The 16,866-nt window shown below is 55.8% G+C and carries 13 protein-coding genes; 8 read left to right on the top strand and 5 right to left on the bottom strand.

The genetic code is table 11. The features are described from left to right. The first annotated feature begins 10 nt into the window (after positions 1–10). The 3 genes from VGH19_10105 to VGH19_10095 are packed head-to-tail and all read left to right on the top strand — an operon-like array spanning position 11 to position 5,448. A complete protein-coding gene (locus tag VGH19_10105) occupies positions 11–3,100 on the top strand; it encodes a hypothetical protein (GenBank protein ID HEY1171713.1) in 3,090 nt (1,029 codons plus the stop codon). Then, positions 3,093–4,085, top strand: coding sequence for a prenyltransferase/squalene oxidase repeat-containing protein (locus VGH19_10100; protein ID HEY1171712.1), 993 nt, complete (start codon positions 3,093–3,095; stop codon positions 4,083–4,085). Before VGH19_10105 ends, VGH19_10100 begins: the two co-directional genes overlap by 8 nt. After that, positions 4,075–5,448: a hypothetical protein gene (locus VGH19_10095; protein ID HEY1171711.1), complete on the top strand. Its 1,374-nt coding sequence runs from the start codon at positions 4,075–4,077 to the stop codon at positions 5,446–5,448. Before VGH19_10100 ends, VGH19_10095 begins: the two co-directional genes overlap by 11 nt. A 69-nt stretch (positions 5,449–5,517) precedes the next feature. Here the strand turns inward: VGH19_10095 and VGH19_10090 are convergent, their stop codons facing one another. Next, positions 5,518–7,242, bottom strand: coding sequence for a methyl-accepting chemotaxis protein (locus tag VGH19_10090; GenBank protein ID HEY1171710.1), 1,725 nt, complete (start codon positions 7,240–7,242; stop codon positions 5,518–5,520). Positions 7,243–7,490: 248 nt separating this feature from the next. Continuing rightward, complete coding sequence (gene rbsK / locus VGH19_10085; protein ID HEY1171709.1) at positions 7,491–8,378, bottom strand: ribokinase; 888 nt, start codon at positions 8,376–8,378, stop codon at positions 7,491–7,493. Between the two features lie 116 nt (positions 8,379–8,494). Here rbsK and VGH19_10080 point away from each other — a divergent pair, with 116 nt between their 5' ends. The 4 genes from VGH19_10080 to VGH19_10065 are packed head-to-tail and all read left to right on the top strand — an operon-like array spanning position 8,495 to position 11,678. Beyond that, a complete protein-coding gene (locus VGH19_10080) occupies positions 8,495–9,178 on the top strand; it encodes an ABC transporter ATP-binding protein (GenBank protein HEY1171708.1) in 684 nt (227 codons plus the stop codon). Continuing rightward, positions 9,175–10,386 carry an FtsX-like permease family protein gene (locus tag VGH19_10075; GenBank protein HEY1171707.1) on the top strand — a complete coding sequence of 404 codons (1,212 nt, stop codon included), beginning with the start codon at positions 9,175–9,177 and terminating at the stop codon, positions 10,384–10,386. Before VGH19_10080 ends, VGH19_10075 begins: the two co-directional genes overlap by 4 nt. A gap of 15 nt (positions 10,387–10,401) precedes the next feature. After that, positions 10,402–10,905 (top strand): hypothetical protein, encoded by a 504-nt coding sequence (locus VGH19_10070; protein ID HEY1171706.1) that lies wholly within the window; start codon positions 10,402–10,404, stop codon positions 10,903–10,905. Between the two features lie 26 nt (positions 10,906–10,931). Further along, positions 10,932–11,678, top strand: coding sequence for a DUF3299 domain-containing protein (locus VGH19_10065; GenBank protein ID HEY1171705.1), 747 nt, complete (start codon positions 10,932–10,934; stop codon positions 11,676–11,678). 1,375 nt (positions 11,679–13,053) lie between these two features. Here the strand turns inward: VGH19_10065 and VGH19_10060 are convergent. After that, positions 13,054–15,075, bottom strand: a complete 2,022-nt coding sequence (locus VGH19_10060) for a UvrD-helicase domain-containing protein (GenBank protein ID HEY1171704.1) — start codon at positions 15,073–15,075, stop codon at positions 13,054–13,056. Between the two features lie 250 nt (positions 15,076–15,325). Continuing rightward, entirely contained in the window at positions 15,326–15,538 is a 213-nt protein-coding gene (locus VGH19_10055) for a 2-oxoisovalerate dehydrogenase (GenBank protein HEY1171703.1), read from the bottom strand. 95 nt (positions 15,539–15,633) lie between these two features. Here VGH19_10055 and VGH19_10050 point away from each other — a divergent pair, with 95 nt between their 5' ends. After that, complete coding sequence (locus VGH19_10050; GenBank protein ID HEY1171702.1) at positions 15,634–16,149, top strand: type 1 glutamine amidotransferase domain-containing protein; 516 nt, start codon at positions 15,634–15,636, stop codon at positions 16,147–16,149. A gap of 157 nt (positions 16,150–16,306) precedes the next feature. Here VGH19_10050 and VGH19_10045 read toward each other — a convergent pair whose 3' ends face one another. Further along, complete coding sequence (locus VGH19_10045) at positions 16,307–16,840, bottom strand: PEP-CTERM sorting domain-containing protein (GenBank protein HEY1171701.1); 534 nt, start codon at positions 16,838–16,840, stop codon at positions 16,307–16,309. Positions 16,841–16,866: the final 26 nt, after the last annotated feature.

Raw genomic sequence — 16,866 nt, 5'->3', positions numbered from 1 at the left:
AGTCACACAGATGGAATCAAAACCGACAAATCTGCCTGATTCCCTGCGCGCGCAATTCGCGACGCTGGAGCGGGCGCTTTGGCGTAAGGAAACAACGGTCGCTCTCGCGGCGGCTGGCGTGACTTTGCTGGTTTCCATGCTGGTGTTGTTCATCTCGGATCGCATCTGGGATACGCCCCGCGCCATACGACTGGTGCTGACGTTGGGTGGCATCGGCTTGGGTGGCTGGCTCGTGCAGCGTTGGTGGTCGCTCTGGTATTGGCGGCGACGCGATCTGCGTGCTTTCTCCAAGATCGTGCAGAAGCACCATCGGCGGTTGGGTGACCGGCTCTTGGGTGTGGTGGAACTCGCCGAGCAGACGGAATTGCCAGAGGGCATGTCCGCCGCCTTGTGTCGTGCGGCCATCCGTCAGGTGACGGAAGATGCAGCGAAGATGGACTTCACGGAAGCGGTGGATTTCCGCCCAGCCCGCAAGCTGGTGATGGGCGCAGGCATCGCAGCTTCCATCATTGTGCTGCTCGCGCTCATCGCGCCGATGGCGGTGGGCAATTCCCTAAAACGCTGGTTCATGCCTGCTTCGGAAGCGCCGCGTTACACGTTCGTGAAATGGAATGACGTGCCGGAAGAGATCGTGGTGCCGCACGGTGAAGCATTCCGCTTCGAAGCACGGGTCGCGTATCAATCCTTTTGGCGCCCGCAGGAAGCGTTCGCGAGCATTGGACAACATGAGTCGAAGGCTGCCGTTGAAGCAGACACGGTGAAATTTGATCTTCCACCGCAAACTGTGGCTACGGATTTGAAGCTAAAAGTAGGCGATGCCACTAGCACCTTGCGTATCCGTCCGGAACATCGCCCGGCTTTGCGCCAACTCACCGCGAGAATCGATCTGCCTGCCTATCTGCAACAACCGCCGCTCGAAGAATCCGCGATGAGCGGCAAGCTGCGAGTGCTCACGGAAACGAAAGTCGTTCTTACGGGGAATGCGAGCCGCAGTCTCAAACAGGCTTGGGTGCAACTGGATCGCCACAAGCCCATCGCGCTCGAAGTGAAGGGCAGCCAGTTCGTCAGCGCTCCACTGAACCTAGCGGATGCTCAACGCGCCACGTTCGGCTGGACGGACGATCTGGGCCTGACCAATCGCGCTCCGTGGTTGCTTGGCATCGAAGCCACAATCGATGCTGCTCCGACAGTGGAACTCGCAGACTTAGCGATGGATGTGGTTATTCTCGAAGATGAGGTGTTACGCATCAACACACAGTCACGCGATGACTTTGGCGTGCGTGACCTCACTCTTGCTTGGGAACAAGTCTCCGGCCCCGCGATCACAAATTCGCCCGGCAACCAATTACTTCGTCGCCAGACCACGAACACCATCACGCGTCAGTTCGGTGAGACTTTTGTTTTCAGCCCTTCGGTTTTGAATGTGCCCGCTGATACCACTGTTGAAGTCAGGGCACTGGCCACGGATTTCCTGCCGAATCGCGTGGCTTCCGAGACGGCCCGTTTCCGCGTGCATGTCATCGGCCATGTGAAACACGCGGAGATGATCCGGCAACAGTTCGAGCAGATGTTCGCCAAGCTGGAGGAAGTGACGCGTAAGGAAGAAGCGATTGCCAATGCCACGCGCGATCTTAAACAGCAATCCGATGAGAAGCTGAATACTGAAGCCGCGGCGGCGAAGGCGGATGAACTGGCCAAGCAACAGGAAGCGGTGGCACGACAGTTGCAGGATGCCGCTCGCGCTGGTACGGAGACATTGCGCGAAGCGCTGCGCAATCCGACATTCAACGAAGAGACGTTGCGTGATTGGGCAAAGACGTTGCAATCCATGCAGCAGCTTTCCAAAAAGGAGATGAAGGATGCGGCGAACTCCTTGCAACAGGCGCAGCAGAATGCCGGTGAACGCAAAGATCAATTGGCCAAGGCGCAAACCTCCGAAGAAGAAGCGGCACGCGCCTTGGAAAAGATGCAGCAGAATGTGAATCAAGGGCTGGACCGTTTGCAGGCACAGACGCTTGCGCAGCGTATGCGGCAGATCTCCAAGGATGAGCAGAAGATCTCGGAGTATCTGCAGACCATTGTGCCAGACACGATCGGTTTGCTCCCCAATGAATTGCCTAGCCGTTATCTAAGCACCATCAACGATCTTTCCATTTCACAAGCAAAGGCGAAGAAAGATGCGCAGACGGTGCAGGATGAGATGGGACGTTTCTTCGAGCGCACACAAAAAGCGGTCTACGGCGAGGTGAGCAAGGATATGAAGGACCAGGAGACGATCCCGCAACTCGACAAGCTGCGACAGACCATGCTGGCGAATGTCTCCATGCAATCCCTGCAAAACCTCGGCATATGGACGAAGCAGTTCAATGATTGGGCGGACAAGCTGGAGCCCAAGAAAGATTCCAAATCCGATGGCGGTGGTGAAGGACAAGGCAGCGGGCAAACGCCACAGGATAACTTGATCAAGCTGCTCATGAGCTTTTTGCGGATGCGAGAAGCGCAGTACGGCTTGATAGACCGCACGAAACTTCTGGAACAGCGGAAAGACACAGACCCGCATTATGCGCAGAACGCAAAGAAGCTCGCGGAATCACAGTTCCTTTCTCGCAGGCAGATTTTAGACATTCAGTTCGAGAACGATACGCCTGAGCTCGACAAACCTTTGGAAGACACCTTCCAATCCATGCGCGATACTGAAGGGGTGCTGGGCAAACCGAGGACGGACATGCTGGCGCAAGACAGTGAGCTGAAAGTGGTGGAGAACCTCTCTGACATGATCAATCTGCTGAATGAACAACAGAAAAAACAGAATCAGAGCAGCAGCCCATCGCAGGCGGAACAGGAGATGGCCTTCCTCATGCAGATGGCGGCACAGCCTCAAGCCCCGATGACAGGTACACAACAGGGCATGAATCCTGGCATGAACCAGAACGGCGGCGACACAGATCGCGCCAATCAGGCCGCCACAGGAGACGGGCGTGGAAATCGGGATAATGCACGCACGACTGGGCGCACCACGGGCACAACGCAACCCGTGCCGGTTGAGTTCCGCGATGCGCTGGAGAGTTATTTCAAAGCGATTGAGAAGCTCGATGATTAAACCGTTACATACGCTTTTGCTGTTGGTCGCGCTGTTAGCGGCTCCGCACATTCATGCACAGCAGTTATTCATGGAGCGCACCGATCTGGCTTCCACGGAAGTGGATGGCATCTATGTGAAAGGGCTTCAGTATCTTTTGAAGAATCAAGCTCCTGAGGGACGTTGGGCTGATCAACCTTACGGTGGCGAACCGGGTGTGTGTGGCCTGGCGGTGGTGGCGATGCTCGCGCATGGCGATGATCCGAATGTAGGCCCCTACAGTGTCGCCATCCGTAAAGGATTGGATTTCATCCTCAGCCAGATGAACAAGGACACGGGCTACATCGGTCGCTCGATGTATAATCATGGTTTTGCCACGCTCGCTCTCGCAGAAGCTTACGGGGTGGTGGAAGATGATCGTCTCGGGCCAGCCATGCAGAAGGCGATCAACCTAATCATCTCCTCCCAAAAGGCGAACAGCTTTGGTGCCTGGCGTTATTCACCGGAGAGCTTGGATGCGGATACGACGGTGAGCGGTGCGCAGGTAGTCGCCCTTTTCGCCGCGCGTAATGCTGGTATGTCAGTGCCGGAAGAGGCGATCCAGAAAGCGCTCGATTATTTCAAGAAGTGCCAGACACCGGAAGGCGGCTTTGGCTACACATCGGCAGTCGGCCCGAACGGTGCGCGCACGGCGATCGGTTGTCTTGTGTTCTCGCTCTCGAAATCGAAGAACTCGCCCGTCTATCAACAAGCCTACACTTTCTTAAAAACGGCTCCGGGTGAAGCGCACTATCACCACTACTATCTCTACTATGCATCGCAGGCATTTTTTCATGCCTCGCCAACGGAGTGGGACGCGTGGAATCGCAAGAACATCAAGACACTGGGAGCAACCCAGAATGAGGACGGAAGCTGGAACGGCCAGTTTGGCACGACTTTCACCACTGCGGCCTCTTTGCTTTCGCTGGCATTGAACTATCGTTATCTGCCGATCTATGAGCGGTGAAAGAAACAACTTATTTAGACCGCTTGCGTTGCTGGCCACGCTCTGTTTGTTGCTTACCAACAGGACTGCAAAGGCGGACGATATCCTGCAACTGCTTGATGGCTCGATCCTGCACGGCGAGATGGACACGATGGAGCCGGGCAAGACAGTGAACTGGAAGCATCCGGCGGCGAATGCGCCATTGCAGTTGAAGCCGGATAACTTGCGCCAGATCCGTTTCGGCAAAGCCGAGAAACCTCCTGCTGGTGGCAATATGACATGCCGGTTGATGTTCGATAACGGCGACGAAGTGTTCGGCAACCTGATCAGCATGAGCGCGGACACTGTGGTGTTAGACACGGCTTTCGCCGGGATTTTGAAAGCACCGCGTTCTTCGGTGCAGTCGCTCCGGTTTTTGTGGAAGGGATTCACAGCGTCTTATGAGGGACCGTCCACACCAGATGGATGGGCGATCTCACCGGGCAAGGATGTCTGGCGTTTTGAGGATGGCGCGTTTTACTCCACTGCCGTCGGGTCATTGGGGCGTGATATGAAGTTACCCGGGAAAGCGCGGATCGCCTTTGACATGGCGTGGACGGGGCAGCTCAGTGTGGCCATGGCGATCTACACAGAATCCGTTGAACGGTTCGATTTCGGAGCATCGTCCTACATGTTCTACATCGGGCCAGGATACGTGAACATCCAGCGGGTGCAAACGGGTGTGGGGACCACGCACATCGGCCAGGCGCAAGTGCCGGCGATGCGCGAAAAAAATTCCGTGCGGATGGAGTTACGCGTGAACCGTGAAACAGCCACGGTGGCGTTGTATGTGGATGGTCAATTCATCACGCAATGGCGCGACCAGGGTGGTTTTGTGGCAAAGGGCACAGGCATTTGCTTCTTCTCCCAGCGCATGGGGCCGATGATGAAACTGAGCAACGTGCGCATCTCGGAATGGGATGGCCGCGATGATTCGCAACTGCCGGAGGCCAAGCCGGACGGCATACAGGTATTGTATCTGGCCAACAACGATCAGGCCGAAGGCAAACTGCTGAGCGTGGAAGCAGGTCGCGCGAATCTGCAAACTGAATTCGCCACGCTCAAGGTACCGGTGGAACGCATCACGGACATCTATATGCGCCCCGGCAAACCAATGACAAATGTGGTTTCCGGCGAAGTGCGTGCCATTTTTGCCGGCGGCGGCAGCGTGACCTTTACCATCGATCAATGGAGCAAAGGCTCCGTGTCCGGCAAGAACCGGAACTTCGGCCAGGTGAATCTCAAGACCGCATGGGTGCGGCGGTTTCAATTCAATCTGGATCGTGCACAGGCGCTAGAGGAAAGCGGCTTTCTGCGGAAAGACAATCCGTGGTCTGATGATTGATGGAACAGAAAACGGCCTCATCCTTCGATGAAGCCGTCACTACGTTCCCGGAGGAAATCCCACTCCACCTCAGAAGTCCTTAAAACTATCATCCACTCCATGATGACCGTGACCATTGCCATTCGTGGCCGGAAGATTATTCCGCTTGGGCGCGTTTAAAGGGCTGATGATTTTCGTTCCAGCCGCTTTTTCCACCACTACCTTCGCACGTGATTTGGAACTCATCGGCTTATGGGTGTCGGTTATTTCGATCCTCTCAGATTCAGCCACGTCTGCCTTCACACCTTCCATCATCCCCACGAGTTGCTTGATCGAATCTTTCAATGCCCCGGCTTGCGCTTGCAATTCTTCCGACGCCGCGGCGCTTTCCTCGGCATTGGCAGCGTTGCCTTGCGTGACTTTATCCATCTGGGTGACGGCATCATTGATCTGGCCGATGCCTGTGCTCTGCTCGCGTGAGGCGCTCGCGATCTCGGCCACCAGTTCGTCCATCTGGCGGACACGCGTCACGATCTGCCCCAGACTCCCGGAGACCTTCAAACTGAGTTCCGAACCTTGCTGGCTCTTCTGCACGGCATCGGCGATTTTGGCGCTGCTCTCCCGGGCGGCCACCGCACTACGTTGGGCAAGGTTGCGCACTTCATCGGCGACCACGGCGAATCCCATGCCTGCTTCACCCGCACGTGCGGCTTCCACCGCTGCGTTCAGAGCAAGGATATTGGTCTGGAAAGCGATCTCATCGATGGTCTTGATGATGGCGCTGATGTTATCAGACGCACCACGGATCGCGTTCATCGCTTCCGTCATCTGCGTCATGTCCTTGGCACCTATCTCCGCCACTTCACGCGTCTGGCTGGCCAGTTCCTTGGCCTTCGTCGCATGTTCTGCATTGCGTCGTGTCATGGAAGACATTTCCTCCAGGCTCGCACCGGTTTCTTCCAGACTCGCCGCTTGCTCGCTCGCGCCTTCCGCCAGATTCTGGCTGGCCAGGGCGATCTGATGCGAAGCGGCAGCAGTTTCCTCGCTCGCTACATTGATGCCATCAATCGCGGCAGTCATGGGTCGGACGATCATCCGGCGATTCAACCAGGCGAAGGCGATCGCAATTATTACGGTCAAAGGAATGATAAAAAGGAAAGTGTCCATCATGCCTGCCATCACGACTTTGTCCACGCGCTCCATGTCAGCCTTGAGGACGAACGCCCCGTGCACCTCGCCCGCTTTCCAATTTTCCATCGGAAAACCCAAAATGTCTTTCCCGTCACCAGTCTTGCTTTTGGCAGGATCACCGTGGCAGGCGAGGCAATCGTTCGAGAGCTTGATGGGCCGGGCGAACACCAGCTTGTTATTGGCCTTGTCTTCGATGAAATATTCTTCGACATCACCCTTCTCAAGTATCCTGAGGATAGCCTCCTCTTCAGGCGTCGGAGTATTCTTGGGGTTACGCGCATCGTGCTTGGGCACACGAAACTCAAAATTCTCCTTCTTGGCCACTTCATCGATGGCCTCCCACGCCGCCACCACAGGTATGGTGCGATAGATGGCTGAACCGCGCAGGTCCTTGGTTTCCTTGTATTCGGCGATGAGCTTCTGCGTATCAAAGGCACCGCTGCGTCCCAGACGGGCAATGCTTTCCCGCACATTCTCGGCTTCCACTACGGCTGCTCGCATCGTGTCACGAGTCAAATCCACACCTTGCTGGTGGATGATGTGACGTTGGACCAACAGGCCGGTGGCGACTGCCAGTGTCACTGCAATTATCGCAGCAACCGTTATCTTATTTCCAAGTTTCATACCGATTTTGGCTTTAACGAACCGGGGACACGGTTCAACAAGCCCATCGGCAGATTAGAAATCTGACTGTAGCAGTAATTGCCCGTGACACTGCAATTACTGGCTCCTACTTGCGATTTAAAATGGGGCACCCAGGTCGTCCTTGCGCATGCAAACCAACAAGTTACGGACCTTTAAAGTGTCTCGGTCTGAGGCAGAAAAAACTTCTGAAAGTATTCAGGGAATATTCTCCGTACAGGCTAGAAAGCTTACCCTCGCGCTCCCTTTTGGGTCACCTTTACGGTAGCCGCGTCCACTGCATAACGGATCGCTCCAGCGGGTTCATCCCCATGGACTAAAGCTGCCGCCAGCGTGCCTGAGAAGCAATCCCCTGCTCCTACCGTATCCACTGCTTTCACCCTCTTCGCAGGAATCCATTGCGTGCCCGTGAGTGAAACCCAGCACGCTCCTCTCGCTCCACACGTCACTACAACGTTCTTCACGCCGGTACGTAAAAGTTTTCGCGCTGCTGTTTCGATCTCTGCTTTCGTGCTCACCTTCGTTTTCGCCAACACCGTCAGTTCACGCTCATTCGGCGTGAGCCAATCGACTTTTTCCAGCAAGACTTCCGGTAATGCTTCAGCAATGGGAGCCGGATTCAGCATCACTGGAACGCCACTCTTGTGGGCAATGGCCACCGCTTCACGAACTGCGGCCAAGGGAACTTCCAACTGCAACAGTACCATCCCCGCTTGCTGAATCGTTTTCTTTGCCTCGTGCACTTGGTCTACACTCACCAAGTCATTGGAGCTGCGTGTCACCACGATCTGATTCTCGCCGCGCTGGTTCAGAAGGATGACCGCCGTTCCCGCGGGCAATTCTCGGCTGCGCTCCAGATGCATCAGATCAATCCGTTCCTTCTTCAACCCAGCCACCAGCGCATCACCAATCGCCCCCCGCCCGATATTCCCGATGAAACTCACCTTCGCACCCGCCCTTGCCGCCGCCACCGCCTGATTCGCGCCTTTCCCACCCGGATGCTGTTCCAAGGCCGAACCCGCTATCGTTTCACCCGGTCGCGGAAACTCCCTCACCCGCGTGACCAGATCCATATTCGCACTGCCGATGACGACGACCTGTTTGCGCGGAGAACTCATGTTTCCAAGTAAGGGAAAATTCTGAACAAAAACAAGCTTGAGCCGTCCAATTCAAGTCATTGCCATTCATTTGCTTCTAAAGCTTCTTGGGCGATGATACAACGCACCTGAATCTCATGCCGTTGCTGGAAATAAAAGACCTGAAGAAAGCCTACGCCACGCCCGATGGCGGCACGCATCTCGTGGTGCATGTGCCTGCCTTCGCGCTGGAACCGAAGGTGCAAGAAGCCCTCGCCGGCGAAAGCGGTTCCGGCAAGACCACGTTCCTCAACCTCATCGCGGGTATTCTGAAGCCCGATTCCGGCAGCATCAAGCTGGCGGGCACCGAGATGTCCACGCTTGGCGAGAGCGCTCGCGACCGCCTACGCGCTACGAGCATCGGTTACATCTTTCAGACCTTTAATCTCCTCCAAGGCTTCACCTGTTTGGAGAATGTCCTGCTCGGCATGTCTTTCGGCCCTGGAGCGGATCGCGCTCACGCCACCGAACTGCTCAAGCGCGTGGGCCTCGGCAACCGCCTCGATCACTATCCGCGCCAGCTCTCCACCGGTCAGCAGCAACGTGTCGCCGTTGCCCGTGCCTTGGCGAATCGCCCCAAGCTCGTCCTCGCCGATGAGCCCACGGGCAATCTCGATGGCAAGAACGCCCGCGAAGCCCTCGCACTCATCCGCGAAGCTTGCGGCGAGAACAGCGCCGCTCTCTTGCTCGTAAGCCACGATCCCCATGTGCTCGCGCAGTTTGAAGTCGCCCGCAAGCTCACCGAGATCAACCGCGCTGCCGTGCAGGAGGTGGTATCATGACCTTGTGGCTCATCATCCGGCGCAGCTTGCGCCAGCACGCGCTCTCCACCTTCATCACTGCGCTCTCTATCGCGCTTGCGACTGGCCTGCTGATGTCCGTCTGGACGATCAAAGTGCAGTCCAACAACGCTTTCACCAGCGTGAACTGCGGCTTCGATGCCGTCCTCGGCGCACGCGGCAGCAAGCTCCAACTCGTCCTCAACTCCATTTTCCATCTCGAAGAATCTCCGGGCAATATCGCATGGGAGCATTACGAGACGATCAAGAAGAACCCGAACATCCAGGCCGCCATTCCCATCGCCGTCGGTGATAACTACCACGGATACCGTCTCGTCGGCACCACCACGAACCTCTTCAGTGATGTGGAATACGTCCCCGGCAGGAAATTCACTGTTCGTAGTGGCGGACGCATCTTCGATCAGGAGTATCGCGAAGCCGTCGTCGGCAGTTACGTCGCCGAACAGCTTGGCTTGAAATACGGTGATAAATTCCAGCCTTACCACGGCCTCATCTTCAACGAGAACGATCAACATGCGGAAACGTATGTGGTCGTCGGCATCATGGAGCCGTCCAATACACCCGCTGATCGCGTCATCTGGATTCCCCTCGCCGGTCTGCAGAAGATGAGCGGTCACACCGCCGCGTCTGCCGATCAACTCAGCGCCGTGCTCATCAAGTTCAAGGCCGGCAGCCCGCTCATCGGCCGGCAACTCGAACAGATGTATAACAAGCAAGGTGACAAGCTCACCTTCGCCTGGCCCATCGCCATGATCGTAGCGCAGCTCTTCAACAAGATCGCGTGGTTTGATCGCGTGCTCGCCGCTGTTGCAGTTCTCGTCGCTGTCGTTGCCGCCGGTTCTGTGCTCGCGAGCATCTACAATTCCATGAACGAGCGCCGTCGTGACATCGCCATCCTGCGCGCCTTGGGCGCTCGGAAAGGCACGATCTTCAGCGCCGTCGTGTTGGAAGCCGCGAGTATCGGAGCCATCGGAGCCGTTGCGGGCCTCGCGGTGTATGGGGTTATCACCTTGGCCGCGGCCCAAGTCATCCGCGCCCAGACTGGTGTGGTGCTCGACGCTACCGCGTTTAACCCCATGATGATCGGGGCACCCTTGGGCCTCATCGTCCTCAGCGCCTTGTGCGGTGTCGTTCCGGCCTTGAAAGCCTATCGCACGAATGTTGCCGACAATCTCGTTCCCGTCTCGTAAGCTATTGATTTGAAAATGAAAAAGACGTTCTGCAATCTGCTGGCGACGCTTCTCGGCGTCTGCGTCCTCATTTCCCTGAGCGCCTGCAAAGGCGGCGATAAAAAGGATGACGGCCACGATCACGCCCACGGTGATAAGGCCCATCATCATCACCACGATCCGCCTAATGGCGGCACCGGCATCACGCTCGGCGATGAAGAAGCCCACATCGAATTCCTGCGCGATGCTGCCACTGGCAAGATGAAGGCCTGGATCCTCGCGCCTCACATGAGCGGTTATTCGCGCGTGAAGGCCGAGTCCTTCGATGTCACCGCCAAAGTCGGTGGCGAAGAAAAGACCCTCACCTTCAAAGCCGTCGCCAACACCGCCACCGGCGAGACCGTCGGCAACACCTCGCTCTTCGAGGCGGAAGCCGACTGGCTCAAGACCACCGACACCTTCGATGGCACCTTGAAGCAGCTCGACATCAAGGGTAAGGTATTTAGTGGTGTCGCTTTCAATTTCCCCAAAGGAAACTGAGCGCGCACAACTTGAATTGATTTGATATGCGAATGGCCAATCAACCACGCGGCAACGCCCTCCTCGTCGTACTGTGCCTGATCGTGCTCGGCTCGGCAGCCGGTTTCATGATGTGGGGCTTCAAAGTGCGTCAGTCTCCCGTCGCTGCCCCCGTCACACAACCGGCCACAGAGATTCGCGGCACCAAGATCAGTGACCCCGTGGCACCAGTTGCTCCGACCAATGCCGTCGCTGCCAACGCCAATCCGGCGACCACTGCTGCCAACACCAACGCTGTCCCCGCGGTATCGACCAACTCCGCCGCCAACCTGGATATCTCCAAGTTGGAGAAAATCACCGTCGGCGAAGGCCGCCAGTATTTCACCGTCGGATTCGATTACCTCTCCGGCTTCGAATACGCGATGCCCGATGAAAGCAGCACGAACAAAACCGCTACTGCGGAAACCCCGAAAGACCAGATCCCAAAACCCGTGCGATCGCTGAACAACCAGCGCATCGCCCTCAAAGGTTTCATGCTGCCTCTGAAAGTCGAAGGCGGCCTCATCACCGAACTCCTCGTGATGCGTGATCAATCCATGTGCTGCTACGGTGCTGTGCCCAAGATCAACGAATGGGTCAGCGTCAAGATGACCAGCAAAGGCGTGAAGCCCATCATGGACCAGGCCGTGACCATCTACGGCACTCTGAAAGTCGGCGAGATCCGCGAGAACGGCTACCTCGTCGGTATCTACGAGATGGACGGCGACAGCATGGCTGGCCCGCTAGATCTGTAAGCTGTCGCCACCACCATCAGTTAGTACAAACTATCGAAATTCTGGGCTGCTGAAAAAACTTCAGCAGCCCTTTGGCTTTTTCCAACTCCCCTTTTCTTCATTCACCATTCTTAATTCTACATTCCCTGTGAGTCGCCTTCCCATCTCGTCCGTTCAGTGTTCCCTCTTCTCAGTTGCATCCTGCTCTGCGGCACTCTAGCAACTAGTCCACACCTCCCGAATCCAATCCTCGCCGGCAACCCCAACGCCAATCAATCGTGCTCGTCCTTCGTCCTCGTCGTCGTCCTCGAACCACGACTTTGGAGTGCGGAGGCTTGACTCCGCTTTCCGCCCAAGGCGGCTTGACGCCTCGAAGTCTTCCACGACCATCAGCTAGGAAAATGCCCAAAGCTACCGAACTGCGATTTCCCGATTCGGACCTCGCACTTCTCACCTCGCATTTCCCCACTGGGGAACTATGTCAAAGAGCAATGAAACTACCCGACCCCTGTGCCGTATCGCGACCAACCCTCCTAATCAAAGAAGTCAATTGATCGGTCAAACCTCTCGAAAGCCAATCTTCGACCTTCGCATTTCGCCCCTCGCACGTGGTCAAGGCCCGGCTGGTTCCGCAGTGAGTACGATAGTCGGACTTTAGTCCGACTTCAGGATTCCCCGGTCCCATTCTCGACCGACGTCCCTTTCCCCCTCCAGCTTACGAGCCCCAATCCACACGCCCGATACACCCACAGATCCTACTAGCCCGGTAGGGCGAGGCTCCCGACGAGCCCTAACTCTTTTCGTCAAGGCACCGTGATAACCACACCCCACCACCGCCGAAGCCCATCGCTCCCATCACCCTCTCCTCCAGCAGTAGCTGGAGGAGAGGGCACGGGGAGAGGAGGCACTACACCTCTCACTTCCCTATTTAGGAAGCCAAACTTCGGCCCTGATGATTCCATAAGGACTCGTCACCTCCCCGCCAACGCAGGCACACAACTTCACACGCATACACAATGCTCCATCCTGTGTTGATGACTCTGGGATTTCTCCGGAAGCTGCCTGTCGCTCTGATCGAGCCCAACCTCCGTTCTCACCCGTCCTTTACCGACAACGAGTTGTCAGCAATCCCACTATCCACCTTCTCAACTACTCAAACCACCGTAATCTGTTATCCCACAGCGACATTTCTCCCAACCCATTCAAACAGAGATAATTCCAATCCAAGATTTCCGCTTTTTCATCCAAATCCACCTTCGCCGACCTCATCGAAAATTTACTAGGTCAAAGAATCAGCCCTATAAGACCCATCACCTTTTCCCAAATAAGCCCGCCGGTGCAACCTGCCTGCATCCGTGTTCCGTCTGTGTTTGATCTGTGGCTAAAAATTTCCCCCTCAATAATAACTGCTATACGACCGCAGCGTCCACTCATCACGCAACTCCTTCGGCAACTCATTCAAAAACCGTGACGGCTGCTGCATCGATTCCCCATACCCCTGCGCCATGCGGATGAGCGGATAACTCAAGTACAGTTCATTCTTCGCCCGCGTCACTGCCACATAGAAAAGTCGACGCTCTTCCTCCTCCGCCTCCGGCCGATCCAGCGAACGCGCGCTCGGGAAAAGCCCATCGCACAACATGATCAGAAACACCACATCGAACTCCAATCCCTTCGCCTGATGAATGGTCGAGAGCTTCAGACGATCCTCATCGTCATCATCCGTTTTCGCGCTCTCCGCTTCCACATTCGTGAGCAAAGAAAGCTGCGAGAGAAATTCCGTCGTGTTCTCGAACTGCAAAGCGAACGTCGCGAACTGCTCCACCTCTTCCAGCCGTTGCTTGAAGTTCGCATACTCACGCTTCAAGTGATCTTCATAGCCTGCCTGCAACACGAGCCGGATCATGTTCGATGGCTGCTCGCGGATCGGCTCGACCTCCAACTGCGAAACCGTGGCGACGAACTGCACCCAATCCACCGCCCCTTTCTTCGGCACATCTTTCGCCGTCTGCTGCAAGGCTGTGGCGAGCGGGAGTTTCGTGCCCGGCAACAATGCCTGATAGTTCGCCTGAAAATTACGCCATAGCTTGTCCGCCGCCTTGCCGCCCACACCCGGCAGGAACACCACGAGCCGTTTGAAAGCCAGCTCATCCTGCGGATTCGCGATGAGCCGCAACCAGCACGAGACATCCTTGATGTGCGCCTGCTCGAAGAAACGGATACCGCTCGTGATGCTATAAGGGATGTTCCGCTGCGTCAGCTCCATCTGCAGTTCCATCACATGGAAGTGCGAGCGATACAGCACGCACATGTCCTTCAGACTCACGCCTTCCTCGCGCAATTCGAGCGCACGCTGCGCCACGAATCGCGCCTGCTCACTCGCATCACCGCAGGTCACGAGCACCGGCTTGATGCCGGATTTGCGCGCTGGTTCGAGCTGCTTCTCAAATTGTTCTGTGTTCGCCTTGATCGCAGCATTCGCTAGTTGAAGGATCTCCGGCGTGCTGCGGTAATTCACCTCGATCTTATAGACACTCGCCCCCGGATAACGCTTTGGAAAATCCAGGATGTTGCGGAAATTCGCACCGCGCCAGGAATAGATGCTTTGCGAATCATCACCCACCGCCATCACGTTTTTATGCTGACCAGCCAGCGCGTCGATGATCTCGCCCTGGATCAGATTCGTGTCCTGATACTCGTCCACCAAGATGAACTGGAACTGGCGCTGATAATGCGTGCGCACATCCTCATGCTCTTGCAGCAGCTTCAGCCACAGCACGAGCAGATCGTCGTAATCCATCATGTTCGCCGTGCGCTTGCGTTCCTGATATTTCACCTGCAATCCCGAGATGAGCGGTGCGAGATGACTGAAATGCTCGTAATATTGGCTCAGCGTTTCACCGATGCTTTTGCGCGTGTTCACCGCCATCGAGAACATGGAGCCAAGATTGTCCGCCTTCGGAAAACGCGTCTCCTTCACATCGATGTCAGATTCGCCGAGAACCGTACCGATGAGATCCTTCGCATCCTCCGCATCCATGATCGTGAAATCCTTGCGGTAACCGATCTTTTCCGCGTTACGCCGCAAGATGCGATGACCTATCGAGTGGAACGTCCCGCCCCAAAGTGAACTGAGTTCCGAGCCCAGCAGATCATTCACACGCCGCATCATCTCCTTCGATGCTTTGTTCGTGAACGTGAGCAACAGGATGCGATCCGCCGGGATGCCTTGCTCCAAAAGAAACGCGACTCGATAAGTCAGCGTGCGTGTCTTGCCCGAGCCCGCTCCGGCGATGACCAGTGAAGGTCCGGGCGCAGCCGTGACCGCCGCGTATTGCTGCTCATTCAATTCCGCCGCGTAATCAATCTGCAGATTGACCGGCGCCCGGAACTGATTCAGCACATACTCACGCGACATGAGGACAGGGTGTCACAAATCCAACCGCTCTAGCAATTCTGCCGTGCTGATTTGATGATGTTTGGAACAGCCCAAACACTGCTTCGAAAAGCAGATAGACAAGAGATGCAGGACAACGCTCCATCCCCCTCGCCCCTCGGAGGGGAGAGGGCCGGGGTGAGGGGTGCCCGTCTTTAACTGGCTGTATTGTCTGCTTCGGCGGTGCCCAAGGCCCGGGCTAACTCCAATCCTGTTAAATCCCTTGGAGTCTTCATCGACTCAAAACTTCATCACGGACAAAATGCAATCTGATGACTTTGGGCGCTTTTTCCGCATCATCAAAATAGCAATCCACAGCATCGCGAACCATAGTCCTGAGTTCTTCCAACGTGTCACCCTGGGTATTGATCCCGAAACCCAATGCAGAAGCACAATACCCCCCCTCTTCCGCTTCTGTGACTTCAAAAATGATTTCCGAACTCATGCTTTCAAGATGACGCCAGGCAAATGAACTGTCAAAGGCTCAGTTGTTTCTTCCCTTGCAGATAGAGTTCAGGCACTCTTTGCAAAAATTGGCCTATGCAAAAGAAGCTGCTCGCTCTGGTGGACGATATCTACGAGGACTTGGAATTGTGGTATCCCAAACTGCGCCTCGAAGAGGCCGGCTACGACACCAAACTCGCTGGCGAAGAGATCAAAGTTTACAAGGGCAAGCACGGCTATCCCGCAGAAACAGAAATTGAGATCAGCCGCATCCGCACCATGGATTACTGCGGCCTGCTGATTCCGGGTGGCTTCATGCCAGACAAGTTGCGTCGCGATCCCAAAGTGCTTTCACTGGTGAAGGATTTTCATGAACGCGGCAACTTGGTCGCCTTCATCTGCCACGGCGGCTGGATTCCCATCTCCGCCAAAATCCTGAAAGGTAAGAAAGCCACTGGATCCCTTGGCATCAAAGACGATTTGATTAATGCTGGCGCCATCTGGGTGGATGAGGCCGCCGTAGTCGATGGCAATCTGATTTCTAGCCGCACACCAAAGGACCTGCCTGCTTTCGCCAATGAAATGGTGAAATGGCTCCGCCGCTCCGGCTAGTTTGATTTCGATCGCCAGCGCGATTTCAAATTCGGCTCAATCAATGGCATCCATTGATTGAGCCCTTTTTCTTTTTCCGTTTCAGGCAAATCCGGAAAAGCAAAAACCCCGGCCGAAGCCGGGGTTTAATTTGCACACTAACTAAAGTAACTAACTCTTAAGCATTCTTGCGGCGGCGGGCCAGCAAACCCAAACCACCCAACACACCAAGAGCGATTGTCGTCGGCTCGGGAACAACAGCCATGTTCAAGACAGGGTTGTTCAAAACAGCCGAGGTCGGTGGCGGCAGCAACGGGCTACCAGGGTTTTGGTTGCCCACAGTCTGCGTCCAATCCACACTGCCGCGGATTTGAGCTGTGTCAAAAGTAGAGCCACCACTCCAAGCAACTAAACGGAAGTAACCGCTGCTATTGTTCGGCAAGCCCGTGTAGCCAAAGCCGCTGTCAAAAAAGCCCGGCTCCAACAAGGAGAACGTGTTTTGACCGCCGCTGTTACTCACCAATACCAAATTGCCAGCATCCGTGCCCGCAAACAACTGCACAAACACACTGCCGGACGCCAAGGAGCCACCCGGAGCAAAGATTGCATTGTTGCTGTCGTAGTTATTCAGCAACACCGGACCAGTCTGCGCGAAAGCAGATGACGCCGTCATCAAAACTGCCAGTGCGATAGCTTGAATAAATTTTTTCATATAAAACGAAGCTTTGGTTGATGATT

It is taken from the genome of Verrucomicrobiia bacterium (assembly GCA_036405135.1).
Lineage (GTDB): Bacteria > Verrucomicrobiota > Verrucomicrobiia > Limisphaerales > JAEYXS01 > JAEYXS01.
Note: the sequence above shows the minus strand (reverse complement) of the source record. Positions and strands in the feature narration are given on the sequence as shown.

What these genes read in the sequence shown, in the direction of transcription:
- VGH19_10075 (HEY1171707.1), top strand. Translation starts at nt 9,175, where the DNA reads ATGACCTTGTGGCTCATCATCCGGCGCAGCTTGCGCCAGCACGCGCTC.
- VGH19_10060 (HEY1171704.1), bottom strand. Translation starts at nt 15,075, where the DNA reads ATGTCGCGTGAGTATGTGCTGAATCAGTTCCGGGCGCCGGTCAATCTG.
- VGH19_10045 (HEY1171701.1), bottom strand. Translation starts at nt 16,840, where the DNA reads ATGAAAAAATTTATTCAAGCTATCGCACTGGCAGTTTTGATGACGGCG.
- rbsK (HEY1171709.1), bottom strand. Translation starts at nt 8,378, where the DNA reads ATGAGTTCTCCGCGCAAACAGGTCGTCGTCATCGGCAGTGCGAATATG.
- VGH19_10105 (HEY1171713.1), top strand. Translation starts at nt 11, where the DNA reads ATGGAATCAAAACCGACAAATCTGCCTGATTCCCTGCGCGCGCAATTC.
- VGH19_10090 (HEY1171710.1), bottom strand. Translation starts at nt 7,242, where the DNA reads ATGAAACTTGGAAATAAGATAACGGTTGCTGCGATAATTGCAGTGACA.
- VGH19_10080 (HEY1171708.1), top strand. Translation starts at nt 8,495, where the DNA reads ATGCCGTTGCTGGAAATAAAAGACCTGAAGAAAGCCTACGCCACGCCC.
- VGH19_10055 (HEY1171703.1), bottom strand. Translation starts at nt 15,538, where the DNA reads ATGAGTTCGGAAATCATTTTTGAAGTCACAGAAGCGGAAGAGGGGGGG.
- VGH19_10100 (HEY1171712.1), top strand. Translation starts at nt 3,093, where the DNA reads ATGATTAAACCGTTACATACGCTTTTGCTGTTGGTCGCGCTGTTAGCG.
- VGH19_10050 (HEY1171702.1), top strand. Translation starts at nt 15,634, where the DNA reads ATGCAAAAGAAGCTGCTCGCTCTGGTGGACGATATCTACGAGGACTTG.
- VGH19_10070 (HEY1171706.1), top strand. Translation starts at nt 10,402, where the DNA reads ATGAAAAAGACGTTCTGCAATCTGCTGGCGACGCTTCTCGGCGTCTGC.
- VGH19_10095 (HEY1171711.1), top strand. Translation starts at nt 4,075, where the DNA reads ATGAGCGGTGAAAGAAACAACTTATTTAGACCGCTTGCGTTGCTGGCC.
- VGH19_10065 (HEY1171705.1), top strand. Translation starts at nt 10,932, where the DNA reads ATGCGAATGGCCAATCAACCACGCGGCAACGCCCTCCTCGTCGTACTG.